General features: G+C 48.9%; 18 protein-coding genes. 1 reads left to right on the top strand and 17 read right to left on the bottom strand.

All coding sequences use genetic code 11. The annotated features are described in order from the left end of the window. Positions 1-94: 94 nt before the first annotated feature. The 10 genes from ACH33_RS08215 to ACH33_RS08165 all read right to left on the bottom strand — a co-directional run bounded on the left by ACH33_RS08215 (position 95) and on the right by ACH33_RS08165 (position 7,659). Positions 95-757, bottom strand: a complete 663-nt coding sequence (locus ACH33_RS08215; protein ID WP_057898576.1) for a methionine ABC transporter permease — start codon at positions 755-757, stop codon at positions 95-97. Beyond that, positions 750-1,772 (bottom strand): methionine ABC transporter ATP-binding protein, encoded by a 1,023-nt coding sequence (locus tag ACH33_RS08210; protein ID WP_057898575.1) that lies wholly within the window; start codon positions 1,770-1,772, stop codon positions 750-752. Before ACH33_RS08210 ends, ACH33_RS08215 begins: the two co-directional genes overlap by 8 nt. A gap of 344 nt (positions 1,773-2,116) precedes the next feature. Continuing rightward, complete coding sequence (gene hfq / locus ACH33_RS08200; protein WP_057898573.1) at positions 2,117-2,347, bottom strand: RNA chaperone Hfq; 231 nt, start codon at positions 2,345-2,347, stop codon at positions 2,117-2,119. 212 nt (positions 2,348-2,559) lie between these two features. Then, positions 2,560-3,507, bottom strand: a complete 948-nt coding sequence (gene miaA, locus ACH33_RS08195; RefSeq protein ID WP_057898572.1) for a tRNA (adenosine(37)-N6)-dimethylallyltransferase MiaA — start codon at positions 3,505-3,507, stop codon at positions 2,560-2,562. After that, positions 3,504-4,253 (bottom strand): class I SAM-dependent methyltransferase, encoded by a 750-nt coding sequence (locus ACH33_RS08190; RefSeq protein WP_162265013.1) that lies wholly within the window; start codon positions 4,251-4,253, stop codon positions 3,504-3,506. The genes miaA and ACH33_RS08190 overlap by 4 nt, the downstream gene beginning before the upstream one ends. Positions 4,254-4,367: 114 nt before the next feature. Then, positions 4,368-5,480, bottom strand: coding sequence for a tetraprenyl-beta-curcumene synthase family protein (locus ACH33_RS08185; RefSeq protein WP_057898570.1), 1,113 nt, complete (start codon positions 5,478-5,480; stop codon positions 4,368-4,370). Between the two features lie 218 nt (positions 5,481-5,698). Next, entirely contained in the window at positions 5,699-5,992 is a 294-nt protein-coding gene (locus ACH33_RS08180; RefSeq protein WP_057898569.1) for a spore coat protein, read from the bottom strand. Between the two features lie 24 nt (positions 5,993-6,016). Then, positions 6,017-6,220, bottom strand: a complete 204-nt coding sequence (locus ACH33_RS08175; RefSeq protein ID WP_057898568.1) for a hypothetical protein — start codon at positions 6,218-6,220, stop codon at positions 6,017-6,019. 73 nt (positions 6,221-6,293) lie between these two features. Continuing rightward, on the bottom strand, positions 6,294-7,085 hold the full coding sequence (locus ACH33_RS08170) for a metal-dependent hydrolase (protein ID WP_057898567.1): 792 nt from the start codon (positions 7,083-7,085) through the stop codon (positions 6,294-6,296). Positions 7,086-7,125: 40 nt separating this feature from the next. Next, positions 7,126-7,659: an NADPH-dependent FMN reductase gene (locus ACH33_RS08165; protein ID WP_057898566.1), complete on the bottom strand. Its 534-nt coding sequence runs from the start codon at positions 7,657-7,659 to the stop codon at positions 7,126-7,128. 185 nt (positions 7,660-7,844) lie between these two features. Here ACH33_RS08165 and ACH33_RS08160 point away from each other — a divergent pair, with 185 nt between their 5' ends. Next, entirely contained in the window at positions 7,845-8,540 is a 696-nt protein-coding gene (locus ACH33_RS08160) for an N-acetylmuramoyl-L-alanine amidase family protein (protein ID WP_057898565.1), read from the top strand. Positions 8,541-8,658: 118 nt separating this feature from the next. On the opposite strand, the gene ACH33_RS08155 is transcribed toward ACH33_RS08160, so the two are convergent. The 7 genes from ACH33_RS08155 to pcaF all read right to left on the bottom strand — a co-directional run bounded on the left by ACH33_RS08155 (position 8,659) and on the right by pcaF (position 15,344). Beyond that, positions 8,659-10,101: an NAD-dependent succinate-semialdehyde dehydrogenase gene (locus tag ACH33_RS08155; RefSeq protein ID WP_057900301.1), complete on the bottom strand. Its 1,443-nt coding sequence runs from the start codon at positions 10,099-10,101 to the stop codon at positions 8,659-8,661. Positions 10,102-10,158: 57 nt separating this feature from the next. After that, positions 10,159-10,650, bottom strand: coding sequence for a 1,2-phenylacetyl-CoA epoxidase subunit PaaD (paaD, locus tag ACH33_RS08150; RefSeq protein WP_057898564.1), 492 nt, complete (start codon positions 10,648-10,650; stop codon positions 10,159-10,161). 18 nt (positions 10,651-10,668) lie between these two features. After that, on the bottom strand, positions 10,669-11,502 hold the full coding sequence (gene paaC, locus ACH33_RS08145; protein ID WP_057898563.1) for a 1,2-phenylacetyl-CoA epoxidase subunit PaaC: 834 nt from the start codon (positions 11,500-11,502) through the stop codon (positions 10,669-10,671). Positions 11,503-11,521: 19 nt separating this feature from the next. Then, the gene (gene paaB / locus ACH33_RS08140) at positions 11,522-11,848 is read right to left on the bottom strand and encodes a 1,2-phenylacetyl-CoA epoxidase subunit PaaB (protein WP_057898562.1); all 327 of its coding nucleotides are present in this window, start codon (positions 11,846-11,848) and stop codon (positions 11,522-11,524) included. Positions 11,849-11,861: 13 nt separating this feature from the next. After that, the gene (gene paaA, locus ACH33_RS08135; protein WP_057898561.1) at positions 11,862-12,833 is read right to left on the bottom strand and encodes a 1,2-phenylacetyl-CoA epoxidase subunit PaaA; all 972 of its coding nucleotides are present in this window, start codon (positions 12,831-12,833) and stop codon (positions 11,862-11,864) included. A gap of 281 nt (positions 12,834-13,114) precedes the next feature. Continuing rightward, positions 13,115-13,945: a phenylacetic acid degradation operon negative regulatory protein PaaX gene (gene paaX, locus ACH33_RS08130; protein WP_057900300.1), complete on the bottom strand. Its 831-nt coding sequence runs from the start codon at positions 13,943-13,945 to the stop codon at positions 13,115-13,117. A gap of 196 nt (positions 13,946-14,141) precedes the next feature. Next, on the bottom strand, positions 14,142-15,344 hold the full coding sequence (pcaF, locus tag ACH33_RS08125; protein ID WP_057898560.1) for a 3-oxoadipyl-CoA thiolase: 1,203 nt from the start codon (positions 15,342-15,344) through the stop codon (positions 14,142-14,144). Positions 15,345-15,358 lie beyond the last annotated feature (14 nt).

Below are 15,358 nucleotides of genomic sequence, written 5' to 3'. Positions count from 1 at the left end.
TTTTTTGGCTCTGTTCAATTCAGAAAGATGAAAGTCGCGAATCCGTTCGGCCGCTTTACTCGGCTGTATTTCTTACTACCATACAAATCATCTCTTACTCCTTGCGCATTGTCCGCGCGATCCGGTTCCCCAGCGTTTGCAGCAATTGTACAAGCACAATTAGAATAATAACCGTAATGATCATGACAAGCGTTTCCCAGCGCTGAAAGCCGTAACGATACGCCAGATTCCCCAAGCCGCCAGCACCGATGATTCCCGCCATCGCTGTTGCATCGATCAACCCGATGATCGCAATGGTTAGCGAAAGCACAATCGCCGGACGTGCTTCCTTCAACATCACATTGAAAATAATCTGACGTCGAGTCGCGCCCATCGCCTGAAACGCCTCAATCAATCCTGCATCCACTTCCAACAGTGCCGATTCCATCAAACGCGCAATATACGGCGACACGTACACGACAAGCGGTACAATCGCGCCTTCTACACCGATAAATGTGCCAACGATCAGCTTGGTCAGCGGAATGAGCGCGAACAGCAGAATGATGAACGGCACCGAACGAATAATATTGATTATCGTATTAATTATTTGAAAAATGATCGGTTGTTCAAAAATATGACCTGGGCGAGTAATGACAAGCAGCACGCCCAGCGGAATCCCGATAAGCGTACCGATGAAAATTGATAGCCCGACCATGTACAGCGTTTCCTGTAGCGCGGGTAAATATAAATCCCAATGCGGATCCGCTCCACTAAACATGATGAATCACCTCCGCATGTATTCCTTGTTCTTTCACGTATTGCAACGCTTCATCCAAAACGCTCGCTTCCCCGGTCAGCGAAATGACCAGGTAGCCGAACGTCGTATCTTTAATTTGTGTAATATGTCCGAACATGATATTCGGCTTCAGGTGAAACTTCTCTGTCAATTCCGCAAGCACCGGCTGTTCCGTGCTTTCCCCGATAAATGTTAGGCGCACGATGCGACTTCCTGGTGCATGCTGCACGCGCTCAAGAAAGCCTGGTGGCAGTTCGTCGTCAAAAATATTGCGAATAAAATTTTTCGTGGTCGCAGTTTGCGGGCGTGAGAAAATGTCAAGCACCGAACCCATCTCCACGATCTTCCCTTCCTCCATCACGGCCACACGATCGCAAATTTTCTTGACGACATGCATTTCATGGGTAATAAGCATAATTGTCAGATTATACTTCTTGTTAATATCCAGCAACAAGTCAAGAATCGATTCTGTCGTCTGCGGATCAAGCGCGGATGTCGCCTCATCGCACAGCAAAATCTCCGGATCATTCGCCAGCGCCCGGGCAATCGCTACACGCTGCTTCTGACCGCCAGACAATTGTGACGGATATGCGTGTGCCCGTTTGGATAGTCCGACGACTTCCAGCAATTCCGTTACTTTCTTTTGAATCACGTCCTTTGGCGCCTTGCTAAGTTTAAGCGGTGCGGCCACGTTGTCAAATACCGTACTGGACGATAACAAATTAAAGTGCTGAAAAATCATCCCGATCTTGCGGCGCGCTTTGCGCAGCTCATTTGAAGAAAGCTTGGTCAAATCCGTGCCATTGACGATAATTTCTCCCGATGTAGGACGTTCCAGCAAATTGATGCAGCGGATTAATGAACTTTTTCCGGCGCCGCTGAATCCGATAACGCCGAAAATCTCGCCTTTTTTGATTTCAAAGTTCGCGTTTTTAATCGCATGGACGGCTTTGTCGCCACTTCCATATATCTTTTCAAGATTGCGGACTGAAATCAACGTATTCCCTCCTTTAATTAAGAAAAACTCGCACGCTTGCACCCACACGCCCTTTTTCCACATTGAAATCAAACAGCCGCATTACGGGCGAATCGGCAAGCTTGTTCCTTTAGATCTCATACAAAAAATCTCTTTTACAAAAAAACCTCTTTTTCCGAGACAAAAGAGGGAGCATCTTCTCTCTTCTCTGCCGTAAAACCATATGCTGGCAAAACGCACACTTTCTATGCGCACGCCATCTGCTCGTTTAAGCACAATAAATAATTTAATCATTTTCATAAGTTTAGTCAAATAAAAAATGCCGGGCAGCATGTCGCTGCCCGGTAGTGCGCCGTAAACGAATATTACTCGTTATCAGACATCAAAGAAACCGGCCGTTGTGGTAAGAAGGTAGAAATGGCATGCTTGTATACCAATTGCTGTTTTCCTTCCGTATCAATAACGACAGTAAAATTATCAAACGCTCTAACAAGTCCGCGAAGCTGGAAACCATTCACCAAATAAATGGTGACAGGCACGTTCTCCTTCCGCAGATGATTCAAAAACGTATCCTGAATGTTGATGGTATTTGCCATGATAATACCTCCTCGTATAGTATGTTTAAGCCCCTCGAAATTGCGAATTTCCAGTTCGATTTGAGAGACTGTTAACCAAAAAACAAAAAGCCAATTCCCCCCTTGTAACTCTGAAAAAGGGAGGCCACCATTCTCACCCAAATCGTAAGATTGGATTTTTCATGATGTTTCTGAACAATGATTTTTATAATTTTTTTATTATATTTCGTCGCTTAACCGAACTTTCCTGCCACAGTCTCATAAATTGACTCATATATAGACGCGAGGGGCTGTCCATTTATAGGGGTGACATCGAACCAAATGATATCCTTCATAGCACGAAACCATGTAAGCTGACGCTTCGCAAAATTTCGTGTCCGCTTCTTTATCAGTTCAATCGCTTCCTCTCTCGCCATCTGCCCTTCCAAATAGGCGATGATTTCCTTATAGCCGAGAGCCTGCATAGAACGCAGTGAAGCATTATACCCTTTTGCCAGCAATCCTTCCACTTCTTCCACTAGCCCTTCCGCAACCATTGCATCCACGCGGCGGTTGATGCGTTCATACAGCTGTGTCCTGTCCATCGTCAGCCCAATAAGCAGCAAATTGTACGGCGACTCTTCGCTTCGCGTCTGATATTCGGACATAGGCATTCCAGTCACATGGTGCACTTCGAGCGCACGAATCACACGTTTAACATCATTTGGGTGCAACCGGTTCGCTGTTTCTTGATCCACCGCTGCAAGCTTGGCATGTAGCGCCTCTTTGCCATATTTCGCGACGAATTCCTTCATTTCTTCCCGATATGCTTCGTCTTCTCCAGCCGCAGAAAACTTATAATCATAAATAACGGATTGAACGTACAAACCCGTTCCACCGACCAGCATGGGAAGCTTCCTGCGCGCATTGATATCTTTGATAAGGGCCACGCATGCGCGTTGAAAATCAGCGACGGTAAACTCCTCATCCGGGTCGCAAATGTCGATCAGATAATGCGGTATAGCTTCTCGCTCCGCTTCTGTCGCCTTGGCCGTTCCAATGTCCATCCCGCGATAAAACTGCATCGAATCACCGGAAATAATCTCGCCATCAAACCGCTTGGCCAGTTCCAGACTAAGCGCTGTTTTCCCTACCGAAGTCGGTCCAACTATCGTAAGCAGACGCTGTGTACTTCCACTCATTGCGCTTCGCCTCCGACTTCGATAATTCCGTATGTAAAGGCGCGTTCTGCTTTCGGCAGGCGCACAAAACCAAGCCGATTAAAATCAACACTGTCCCGGTGGTTTTTCATCACGACGCGTCGACGGGCCACACGCTTTGCTTCTTCTACCGCCTCTGCCGTCAGCGGTTCATAGTTAGCGAACGGGCGCAACGGAGCTATGCTATCAGAGGCCGCGATCGCTTGAAAAAACATCGGGTCGAAATAAACAATATCAAAACTATTATTCTCACATTGCCGTAAAAAAGTCAAATGATGAATCGACACAACTTCAATGCGCCGCATCGCCTGCACCGCTTCGACCAGCGGACTTTCATAGCGTTTTAGTCCGTCGGCGACCACAGCGGCCAGAATTTGCTCCGATTCCAGACCTACCACGCGTCCCGTATCACCAGTGACAAAAGACGCAACGATCGAATCAGAGCCAAGGCCAAGCGTACAATCCAAAAACGTGTCGCCAGTTCGCAGCCCGCATGCCCGAACCATTACATCAGTATCGCCGCCAAGTATCCTTTTTATACGAAGCAAAGCCATGCTAGGATGAAAAAAAAAGGGAGCATCCGCTTTTGCGCTATAGGCGCGAAGCCCGCTGTCAGTTACGACAAGCACTTCATCATCCAGTTCATGCAGCCGATTCACGGACAAGTTTCTTCGTTCAATAAAGCGGACGCCGAACGCTTCAGCAAGCGATCGCGCCTGTGTTCGCACATCAGATCCTGCTTTATGCCGTGTGGTCACTATCATACTCTCACTCGTTCCCTTTTCTATGTATTCGTCACGCAACAATCATCATACCGCATTTTACACAGAAGGAAAACCCTATCATTTACCACTCGGCGGGGCTTGTAATACAGCTTTACCGCCACGATACCCCCGGCTGTTCAAAAAGAAAAAACGGGTCGGAAGCGAAGACGAGCGAAGAATCCAACGGGCCACACGGCGCACCATCGGCTGACGCTGAACTTTACCGTCCGATAAATACAGCCCCAAAAGCCCATCGACAATCATATTGTGAAACTTCCGGTCTGGAAGCGCCTGAATGTTCTTCTTCGCTTCTCCGACGATATAGTGAATCCGTTCATAAATTTCTCGCTCGTTTTGATAGTATGCAATAAAATTCAAGTCGCCACCGATTTCATCTTCTTCTAAATCAATTAAATAATCTAGCAAAATGTGCAACGAACATACCCAAGGGAAATACGCTTTTTTAATGAATGCGATACGGCTGGCTGATACTTCAGGATAGGACGCAATTTGAAAAAGATGAAATACCCCAAGAGTTGAACCGGCTGCGGCCGCGAATTCGTTCCATTTAAGGTCCGGCGCTTTCCCTCGATGCTCCTGCCACCAGTTCAGCAAGCGCCCTTCCCGCTCTTCCTGTACCACATGCTTGTGAACTTGCAAGTTGCAATACAACGAAGCCAATTCATATACATCATCCCGTACGAGAGCATAATTAGGCAGATGTTCAATTTCCGCATGGCAGGCCGCGACAAGCGCACGCAAATATCCCCCGTCATCTTTTTCCCTATTAAATTCATAATAATCAACCGACGAAAAGCGACCCGATACCGCGTCCAACATCGCTTGATGCAGACGGGCAAAGTTATTCGCACCGAGCGATGTGGAACGGTCGCATAAGTTATCCAAATAATCGCTAATCGTCTGATATGCGACGATTAAACGGATAAGCGGTTCTTTCCATGCCAGATGCGCGGCAGCATACACGGAACCACCCTCGCAGTGAAACCGTTTATTTTCGATGCTATCGAGTGCCTGCTTGCGCAGCTCCGGGTCCGGAATCTGCCCCGCCCGCTCGCGCCAGCGCTCCACTTCCGCCCGTACGGCGGGAAAGATATGCCGGTACAAACGATACATTAAACGCAAAGGTCCTCTAGGATACAACCCGTTCAACACCACCTTTACCAAAATCATTCTATTCCTTTCATTGTAACCTTATCCGCTCCATTTTTTACATTTTCCGTGGGATTTCTTTGAAGAGAAAGTGTTAAATCTGTGACAATCATGAAAACAAAAAAAGGAGCTAGAGAGCGGGGGTATGAAGAAAAAGAGAACCGCATAGATATGCTACACGGTTCTTTTTCTGTTCTATTATACCCTATTTTTATCTTCTGCGCATGTTGGTTCTGGATTTATACTTGACTGCCAGGATTCAAATTATTTTGCAGAAGTCCTTGCATTTCGGCAATCTGTTCAGGCGTTGCCTGCGGCACTACATAATAGCCGCTCTGCCGCATATTGTCGAAAATTTGCTTTTGGTTGTCAAGGACGGTGTCCATGCAGCGCTGATAAATCTTTCGCAATTCGCTGTGGCTTGTCTCCAAGAGCACGCTGGCAATACTGCGCGCCCGACCTTTTTCCAATTCAAGGCAAAGCTGCATAATCTCCCGATCTGTCAAACCGCGCCCTTCCATATTGTTTGGCATAATGCTCCTCCTTTGCGTCTATCCTTATTGTACATGATCAGTACGGTTAAAGTATTGGGACAGCTCAGCTACGCGCAGTTGGTGTTGTTCCGCCATTCGCTCGAGCATGGAACGCATTCCCGCGTCTTGACACTGCGAAGCACACCAGTTCATCGTTTTGGCCGTAATAGACTCCGCCCGCAGTTCGTCTTCAATCATCATTAACTCCCGTAAGGTTATCTCGTTCACTTCTTGTCACCTCCCGTTTTCTTTTCACTTTCTGTATTGTTTTCCTTTTCTGGTGTTTTATGCGTAATCTAGATTAATGTAAAGGGAAGGCATCAAAATACAGGAAAAAGACCAGAACAACGCAGGCAAGCACCACAGCCGCTTCACGGCGGCTGTCTTTTTTCGTCTTGATCAGCGGAAGCTTGACCGTCGGCGGAAAAGGATGAAAATAACGCACCCCGGCTACAGTCAGCGTATCTGCAAACAAATGGGAGGCGTATCCGATGATCGCGGCCAAAAATAAGCCGGATATATGTAACGACGCTTCCGCGTAAAACCAAATATATCCCCAAGCGATAAGCGCCCAAACGGTATGCGTGTATGTCCGATGGGCAAAGTGCGGCACAAGGGCAATAAAAAGTCCAAACCCAAGCAACCATACGTAATCAGAGCGCAGCACCTCGTACGGAACCCGGTGCAAAACAAGCGCAGAAGCGCCAGAATAGAGATAAATTGCCGTTCCCATCAACAATATGCCCAAAAGCGTCACCATCCACTTACGGGATGCATGATCCCTTAGCACAAACCCGACACCAAGGAACAAAAGTCCGATAAACGCGGTCAAAAACTGACCGTTACGCGTTTCCGGGAAATAGCTCAACAAAATAAGCGCTACGCCAATATATCCGGAGAATAGCCGGATTATGCGCAAAGGCCGATCTGTTAGCTTACGGGTTAAAAGGCCATCAGCATCCAGATCGGGAACAAGCGCCGAGAAGGCCGCAAACAGCGTCACGACGGCACCGTCAAACATATCTGTTTCCGTTACTTTTGCCACCGCAATACCGCTCAGCGCACCCAGCGTCAGATGGCTTCTGCCCATCATGTCCACTTCACCCTTTCTCGGCTTTTTTCTTCCCCTGCAATCATGATTGCTTAAGCGCTTTTGTCACGCGCAACAATTCGCAGACCATCTCTTTCAGCCTCGTCCGGCTGTCGTCATGTACCAATTCGCATCGATCGTTATAGCAACTCATATCCGTCACATATTGATCAGAAAGCACAAGCGCATACACGCCGCGTAAAACAGTGCGCAGGTTGTTCAGCGCGTTGATTCCGCCTTTTCCACCGCCGCCCACCGCGGCGATCATTACAGGCTTCCCGCGGAAATGGTCACCGTGCAGAAAATCCAATGCATTCTTTAACGCTCCGCTCATTCCACTGTGATATTCCGGCGTGCACACAAAAAAGGCATCCGCTTCTTCTGCGTATCGCTGCAAGCGCTTGACCTCCGGATGCTCCATGTCTTCTCCGCCCTTATAAATCGGCAACTCATTTATCCCAACATCAAAAAACAATACATCCACCTTTTGCTGTTCCAAATGCGCGCATACCTCCTTCGCCAATCCTCTCGTGTTGGAATTCGGTCTCGAACTTCCGGATAAAACCATTACTTTCATCACTATCATCCCTTTTTATATTGTAATTTTTACCTATTTGTAACTACTATAAATAAATAAAAAAATGATGTCAACGCTGGACTTCTGGTGGGAGTTCCCGTTGTCGTTGAAAGGGTCAACTTCATCATAAAAAACTAAAAATAGGGCATCTTATTTTTATCCAAAACGTGAATGAGAGGATAAAAATGAGGAAAAACACACTGCTCGTTCTTTGTTTATTTCTCGCTTTTTCTCTTTTTCCACACACTGCTAAGGCGGAGGAACATTCATTTTCTCCGGTGGAAGTAGATGTTCTCATCGACGCCGGGCATGGGGGTGTGGACGGAGGAGCTGCTTACGGCAAACAATTGGAGAAAGACATAACCCTTGCTGTCGCCCGCCTATTGTTCAAACATCTAAATATGCTCGGCTACAAGGTTGCGCTCAACCGTGACGGCGATTACGCTCTGAGCGACGAAAACGAATGGTTACAAACCCGTTCACGTCACCAAAAAGATTTAGCGCAACGCAAACACCTGGCAAAGGCGCTGACACCAAAAATTATGATCAGTCTGCATACCAACGCCTCGAAAAACCCGTCAATACACGGTCCTATCGTATTTTATCAGGAAAATAACCAAAGCTTTTTTCTAGCCGACACGATACAACATGCGCTTAACAATTTGTATAAGACATCTGAACTTCCACGCAAAGCGAAAACGCTTTATTTGCTTAATCATTCCATCTGTCCGACAGCATTGGTGGAAATGGGCTTTTTAAGCCATCCAATCGACCGGGCCCGCCTGACCGATCCGGAGTATCAAGCGCAAATCGTCCGCGCCCTCGTATCAGCCATTGATACATACTTCTGGTTCCTGAATACTCCTATGCACGCGCGCTGAACGGTTAAAAAGCGCGCCTATTTTTTCATGGGCCTCTTCCATATAAAATAAAAAGAGCCGCGGGCGGGTTCCCGTGACTCTTTTTCCTATTACTTTGCACCTTCTTTTTCTTAAATAATTATAGACCAAATGAAACAAACTTCGTTTCCAAAAACTCGTCCATCGCGTAATGTCCGCCTTCACGGCCAATGCCGCTTTCCTTGAAACCACCGAACGGTGCCTGTGTTTGAGTCGGCGCTCCATCGTTAATGCCGACGATGCCATATTCCAGCATTTCAGCCATCCGGAAGCAGCGCGCGTTATTCTGTGTATATACGTACGCAGCCAGGCCATAGTCCGTATCATTTGCCGCTTCTACTACAGCCGCTTCATCTGTGAATGTAATAATCGGCACGACCGGTCCGAATGTTTCTTCCCTATAGATACGCATGTCTTGCGTCACGCCGGTAATAACCGTCGGCTCGCAATAGAAGCCTTTGGCGTATTCGCCGTCCATCAAGCGGTTGCCACCGCAGGCAACAATGGCACCTTTCGCGCGCGCGTCTTCAATATGTTCGAGCACCTTATTCAGTCCTTGCTCATTGATGAGCGGCCCGATTTCCGTATCTTTGTTGCGGCCGTCGCCCACTTTTACCTGCTTAATGCGTGCAACCAGCTTATTTGTAAACGCTTCGACAACCGATTCATGCACATACAGGCGGTTCGTGCAAATACACATCTGACCAGAGTTGCGGAACTTGCTTTCGAACAGGCCGTTAACCGCAGCGTCTAAGTCCGCGTCTTCGAAAACGATAAACGGCGCATGCCCGCCTAGCTCCAGACTGACCCGTTTCACCGTCTTCGCCGCTCCTTCCATAAGCAGCTTGCCAACGCGAGTCGAGCCGGTAAACGCGATTTTACGAACTTTTTTGTTCTCCAAAAACTCTTTGCCGATCGGCTCAGGTTCCCCGATAACAAGATTGACAACACCTTTCGGAAAACCCGCCTGCTCGATGAGTTCAAATAAGCGGATCGCGCTCAAAGGCGTGCTTTCTGCAGGCTTCAGCACAACAGTGCAGCCGGCGGCCAACGCGGGCGCGATTTTGCGCGCCACCATATTCACCGGAAAATTCCACGGCGTAATTGCGGCAACAACACCAACCGGATGCTTGGTCACCATAATACGCTTATTCGGTACAGAAGAAGGAACCGTCTCGCCGTAGACTCGCTTTGCTTCCTCCGCATACCACATGAAGTTATCAGCTGCACCAAGCACTTCTCCTTTGGCTTCGCGGATCGGCTTGCCCATCTCGGCTGAGATGATACCTGCCAATTCATCGCGATTCTCGCGTACTAAATCATACAGCTTATATAAATATTTAGAGCGCTCGCGGGCGGTTAGCTGTGACCAAGCTTTAAACGCTTCCGCCGCCGCATCAATCGCCTTTCTCGCATCGCGCTCGTCCCCGGCACTCACGATACCGACCTGCTCTCCTGTAGCCGGGCTTACCACTTTCAGCGTCTTTCCGCTTTCTGATTCCACCCATTCACCATTAATGAACATCCGTTTCGTTTCCGTGATTACGTTTGCTTCCGTCATACGCGATTCCTCCTCTTTTCGATGTCTTACTCTTTGTGGTTAAATGGGCTTTAACGCCTCAAAAGGATTTTTGCACTGCTTACAATACAAAATACTGCGACAAGCCGCCGGGCCAAATAAATTATCCAGCGTTGTGTACGGCGAGCCGCAGAACGGACAATCCACTTGCCAAGGATCGCCTGGTTTGTGGTTTACAGGAGGCGGAGCGATGCCGAATTGGCGCAACTTCTCCCGTCCCGCTTCACTGATACGTTCCGACGTCCACGCCGGATCATACACGAACGTAACGCGCACCTCCTGCACGCCTTCCACGGTTTGTAACTGACGAATGATTTCGTTCCGCATAATGTCGAGCGCCGGACAGCCGACAAATGTCGGTAGCACCTGAACCGTGACAACGCCATCTTGTTCGTCGACTGCGTGAATCATTCCCATTTCCACCATGCTGACGGCTGGAATCTCCGGGTCCTTCACATCTTGGAGTTTTTCCCATACCGCGCTCTCGATTTGCGTTTCCATTTGCTGCGCCAACGGCTTTCCCTCCTTGCTTTACCAGTTTGCTGCCGGGTCAATACGGTATACTTCCGAAAGCGTATTCAGCACTTCGGTCAGATCCGGCGTATGCTGTCCTGCACGGCCTGATAATTCGGTCGTCTGCGGCATACCCGGCCAGGGCAGGACGCACGCATCAAGCGCCTGCTTCGCTTTTTCCAGCCAGCGCTGGGCCAGCGTCTGACCGCTTTCAATAAGCCCGAATTTTACCATATCCACTTCTTTCGAACCGAATACGAACAAATCTCCGGCATCCTGCCACACTTTCTCTACCCCCTGCATGATGCGGTCATACCCTTCCTGACTGCCAACCGCAAGCTGGTTCATCCATACCTGCCAGTGATAAAGATGATACCCTAGTTCCGGCAGCATTTTTCTTGCTGCAAGCGTAAGCGGCTGATAGGAAGAATGAACAAGCGACTCAAGGCGCGTCTGCTTAAAGAGGCCGTATAAGTAAAAACGAGTAACAGCGTATCCCCAGTCGAAATGCGGATTTTCCTTGTAATGACCCGTGCCGTTCGGGCGCTCAACGAGGATAGCGTTACGAAACGCCGACGCTTCTCTTAGTTGCGCCAAGTCGTCCGCTTTCCCTTCTCCGAGTTCTTCCAACATCTCATAGAACATGACCGCGTGTCCCATCGTGTCCTGGGATATGGACGAAAATGCTACATCTTCTTCGATGTGAGGGCCAAGCCCAAGCCATTCGGACCCGCGGTATGCCAGAATAAAATCATCGTCTGCCATTTGATACAACAATTCTTTCAACGCCGCCAAATATTCCGGATGTTGCTTCGCCTCGTCAGCACTTGTAATTGAGTGTTGGTTTGCCATGCTGTCCCTCCGTTCTTTCCTACTTCGCCGCATTTTTTCTTTCATACTGTTCTTTGTGGTAGCGCCACTTCGCCTGAAGATCGCCGTATCCTTTCGTCTCGCGATACGCTTTGTTATCCATGCGTTCCAGATGCGGCCGCTCTTCCGGCGGCAGGACATAAATATCGTCACGCTTAACAACCCAGATGTTGACGGCCGGTTCGCGGCGCATGAAATTCTCGCGTGCCATCGTCATCGCTACTTCATGATTCGGCGCGAGCAAACTAAACTGATGTGTAAAGCTAGCCGTCGGACTTTTCTGGCTGAATACTTCGTATACGGAAAACGTTTGCTTGTTCTCGCTCATCGTTTCTTCCTCCTTATACCGCTCGGCGCCCTTTACCCAATAACGCGTCACGCACCCATTGCGTTTCTTCGTACGACATTCTCCTCAATTGCAGTCTTTCTTTAGAACAAGGGCCACCGCCTTTGATAATTCGCTTAAATTCTTCCCAATCAGGCTGTTTGTAGTGCCATTTGCCTTCCCTCTCATCGTAATGAATCGTCTCGTCCGGAAGGGTTAGACCAAGGTGGAAAATCCGCGGCACATATTTGGAGAAGAATGCTTGGCGCAACTCTTCATTCGTTTGTGAACGGATTTTGTAACGCATATTGAGTTGCTGGTTGCTCGTGATACCACCATCTTCCGGCGGTCCGAAAAACATCAGCAGCGCCGGCCACCAGCGGCTAACCGCATCCTGCAGCATTTGCCTCTGTTCTTTCGTTCCTTCCGCGAGTGCGAGCACGATACTTTCACCGTGCTGGGCATGAAACTTCTCCTCCGCACAAATTCTGTGCAGCGCGCGCGCGTACGGCGCGTACGATGTGTCCAGCGACATCGTCTGCGTAATAATGGCGGCACCATCCACTAACCAGCCAATAACGCCCGCATCCGCCCACGTGGGCGCTTCCATATGAAACACGTTATGAAATTTCAATCGTCCGGTAAACAAGTCATCCAGCAAATCTTCGCGCGTCTTGCCAAGCGGGACAAGCAAGTCTTCCGCTACGCGCATGAGCAACTGCCCGTGTCCCATCTCGTCCTGCACCTTCGCCATAATCGCCAGTTTCCGGCGCAGGCTCGGCGCTTTCGGTACCCATTCTTTTTCCGGAAGCGCCCCCATAATTTCGCTAACTGCGTGCATTGAAATAAGCTTAATTAATTGCTGGCGATAATCATCTGGCATCCAGTCGTCTGCCTCAATTTTTTCCCCGCGCTCGATTCGCGCCATGAACTGCGCTACTTTCTCTTCGTACGCTGTCCCTGTCACCGCATGTAATTGCTGTGCCATTACGTTGCCTCCCCTCAATCTTGTCCGCGTTTTTCCGCACAATGTTTATGATGGATTTCCATTTATCTTGCACTAAATATATATAATACGTTTTTATAACGTTATAATAACATAACGTTATACTCTCTTTCAATAGATTATTTAAAATTGAGGGATTACGATAAAAATTTTAAAAAGAAGGAATTTTATTTAAGCCAGGGCACAAAAAACCCCTTTCCTGCGTCCTCTCGTAAGGCGCAAAGAAAGGGGGAATATCAAAAGCAATGGCCGTACCGCCTGCCTTATTTTCCGACAGGTACAGCTTCGTATACCTCTTCAAAAAAACGGACCGCGCCAGGATGAAGCAAGTTATGGTACTCATTAAACAATTCATCCGCTTCTTTACCAAGCCATACATCCGGCAACAATTCTTCTGGAAGATCCGGGTCAATAAACAAGAATTTGCGGTAATAATGCACTAGTTCCGTCTTGGCAACGAAGCATTCGTTATCCGGAATCTCCCTTCCGGCTTTCAATTTCTTTTTCATCTCTTCGTACCGCGGATGATACATGTTGATAAATTCGCGGTATGCTTTGTTGATTTCGTCAAGATTCCAGCACTTTTCTACCAGCCTTTTCGGATCGCTCCATCCAAGATGTTCGGCCGTAAAAATTTCAACATACTCGGTCAGATTATACGCTTCGGTAATGTCTTTTACGCGCTCTTCCAAATCATTCGGGCTAATCCACGTGCTGTTGGTGAGCATGCCAAAACCCAGAAAGTTCAATTCTTTGCGTAAGTGGTCGCGCAAATTTCGCTGCGTTTCCGGAATCGTGTAGCTTGTAATGCACCATTTTCCGTTCCAGCCGCTCGCTTCCACTTTATAAATCCGGGCAGCTGCCTCATCCAGACGCTTCTGGCCGCGCGGCGACATCGAATAGTAGCTGCGGTTGCCGACCCGTCTCGATTCAAGCCATCCCTGACGCAACATTCGGGAGATTGCAGCGCGGACGGCCTGTTCGGACAAGCCGAATTCTCCCATCAGCCGTGTCAGGCTCCCCACCCAGATCTCACTACCGTAATGTCGCACATATTCCCCATATATCGTAAAAAGCATAGATTGTGGCTTCATCATTCTTCCAACTCCTATTTTCCTATTTCCCAACAGTACCGACATTATAGTAGACATGACAAAAGTCGTCAAATTATTTCTGCATTTCAGCTGTTGGACAGCAACAAAAATGTAGACCTGGAAGGGCAAAAAATAAGCCGCAGCGCAACTGGAAGCGCCGTGGCTTTCTCCTTTTCACCATTCTTCGTTTTATACGTTATACGCGCTCGATAATGGTGGCAATACCTTGCCCAACACCGATGCACATCGTGGCAAGACCGTACCGTACCTCCCTGCGTTCCATTTCGTACAATAGCGTGGTCAAAATGCGCGCACCGCTCATACCAAGCGGATGACCAAGCGCGATAGCGCCGCCGTTCACATTGACCTTCTCCATATCGATGCCAAGTTCACGCACACAGGCCACCGCTTGCGCGGCGAACGCTTCATTCACTTCGAACAAATCAATGTCATGAATCGATAAACCGGCCTTCGCCAACACTTTACGCGTCGCCGGGATCGGCCCGATCCCCATAACTGAAGGATCGACGCCCGCAACTGCGGACGCAACGATTTTTGCCCGCGGCTTAAGCCCCAGTTTACGCGCCGTCTCTTCTTCGGCCAGCAATAAAGCGGCTGCCCCGTCATTTAATCCCGACGAATTGCCTGCCGTTACCGTGCCTCCCTGCTTAAACGCCGGTTTCAACCTGGCTAATTGTTCCATCGTCGTATCCGGCCGCGGGTGTTCGTCCCGATTAAATACGATTGGCTCACCTTTACGCTGTGGAATTTCTACGGGCACAATTTCAGCCGCAAATTTGCCTGCTGCAAGCGCCGCCGCATATTTTCGCTGGCTGGCAAGCGCAAATGCGTCCTGATCTTCGCGTGAGATGCTGTATTGTTCTGCTACGTTCTCCGCCGTTTCCCCAAGCGAAATAGGCGGATACATAGCCGCCAATTTATCGTTGACGAGACGCCAACCAAGCGTCGTATCGTGCAATTGCAGGTTGCCGCGCTGATAGGCAGCACCAGGTTTCATCACCACGAGCGGGGCTCGGGTCATGCTCTCTGTTCCTCCGGCAATATATACGTCGCCGCAGCCGGCCACAATTGCATTTGCGCTCTGATTCACCGCTTCCAGTCCTGAACCGCACAAACGGTTCACTGTCACACCCGGTACCGTTACAGGTAAGCCCGCGAGCAAAAGCGACATTCTTGCTACATTGCGGTTATCTTCTCCAGCTTGGTTGGCGCAGCCAAAAATGACATCCTCTATTTTTTCAGGAGCTATCTCCGGATTACGTTCCAACAATTTGCGGATAACCACGGCGCCCAAATCGTCCGGACGTACATCTTTCAGCGCGCCTCCGTGTCGACCAATAGCCGTCCGCACCGCATCAATAATGACAGGCGTTCTCATAGCTTCTCTCCCCT

Origin of the sequence: Aneurinibacillus sp. XH2 (assembly GCF_001439585.2) — a bacterium.
GTDB lineage: Bacteria > Bacillota > Bacilli > Aneurinibacillales > Aneurinibacillaceae > Aneurinibacillus > Aneurinibacillus thermoaerophilus.
The sequence above is the reverse complement of the archived record's forward strand: the minus strand, read 5'-3'. Positions and strand labels throughout refer to the sequence as shown.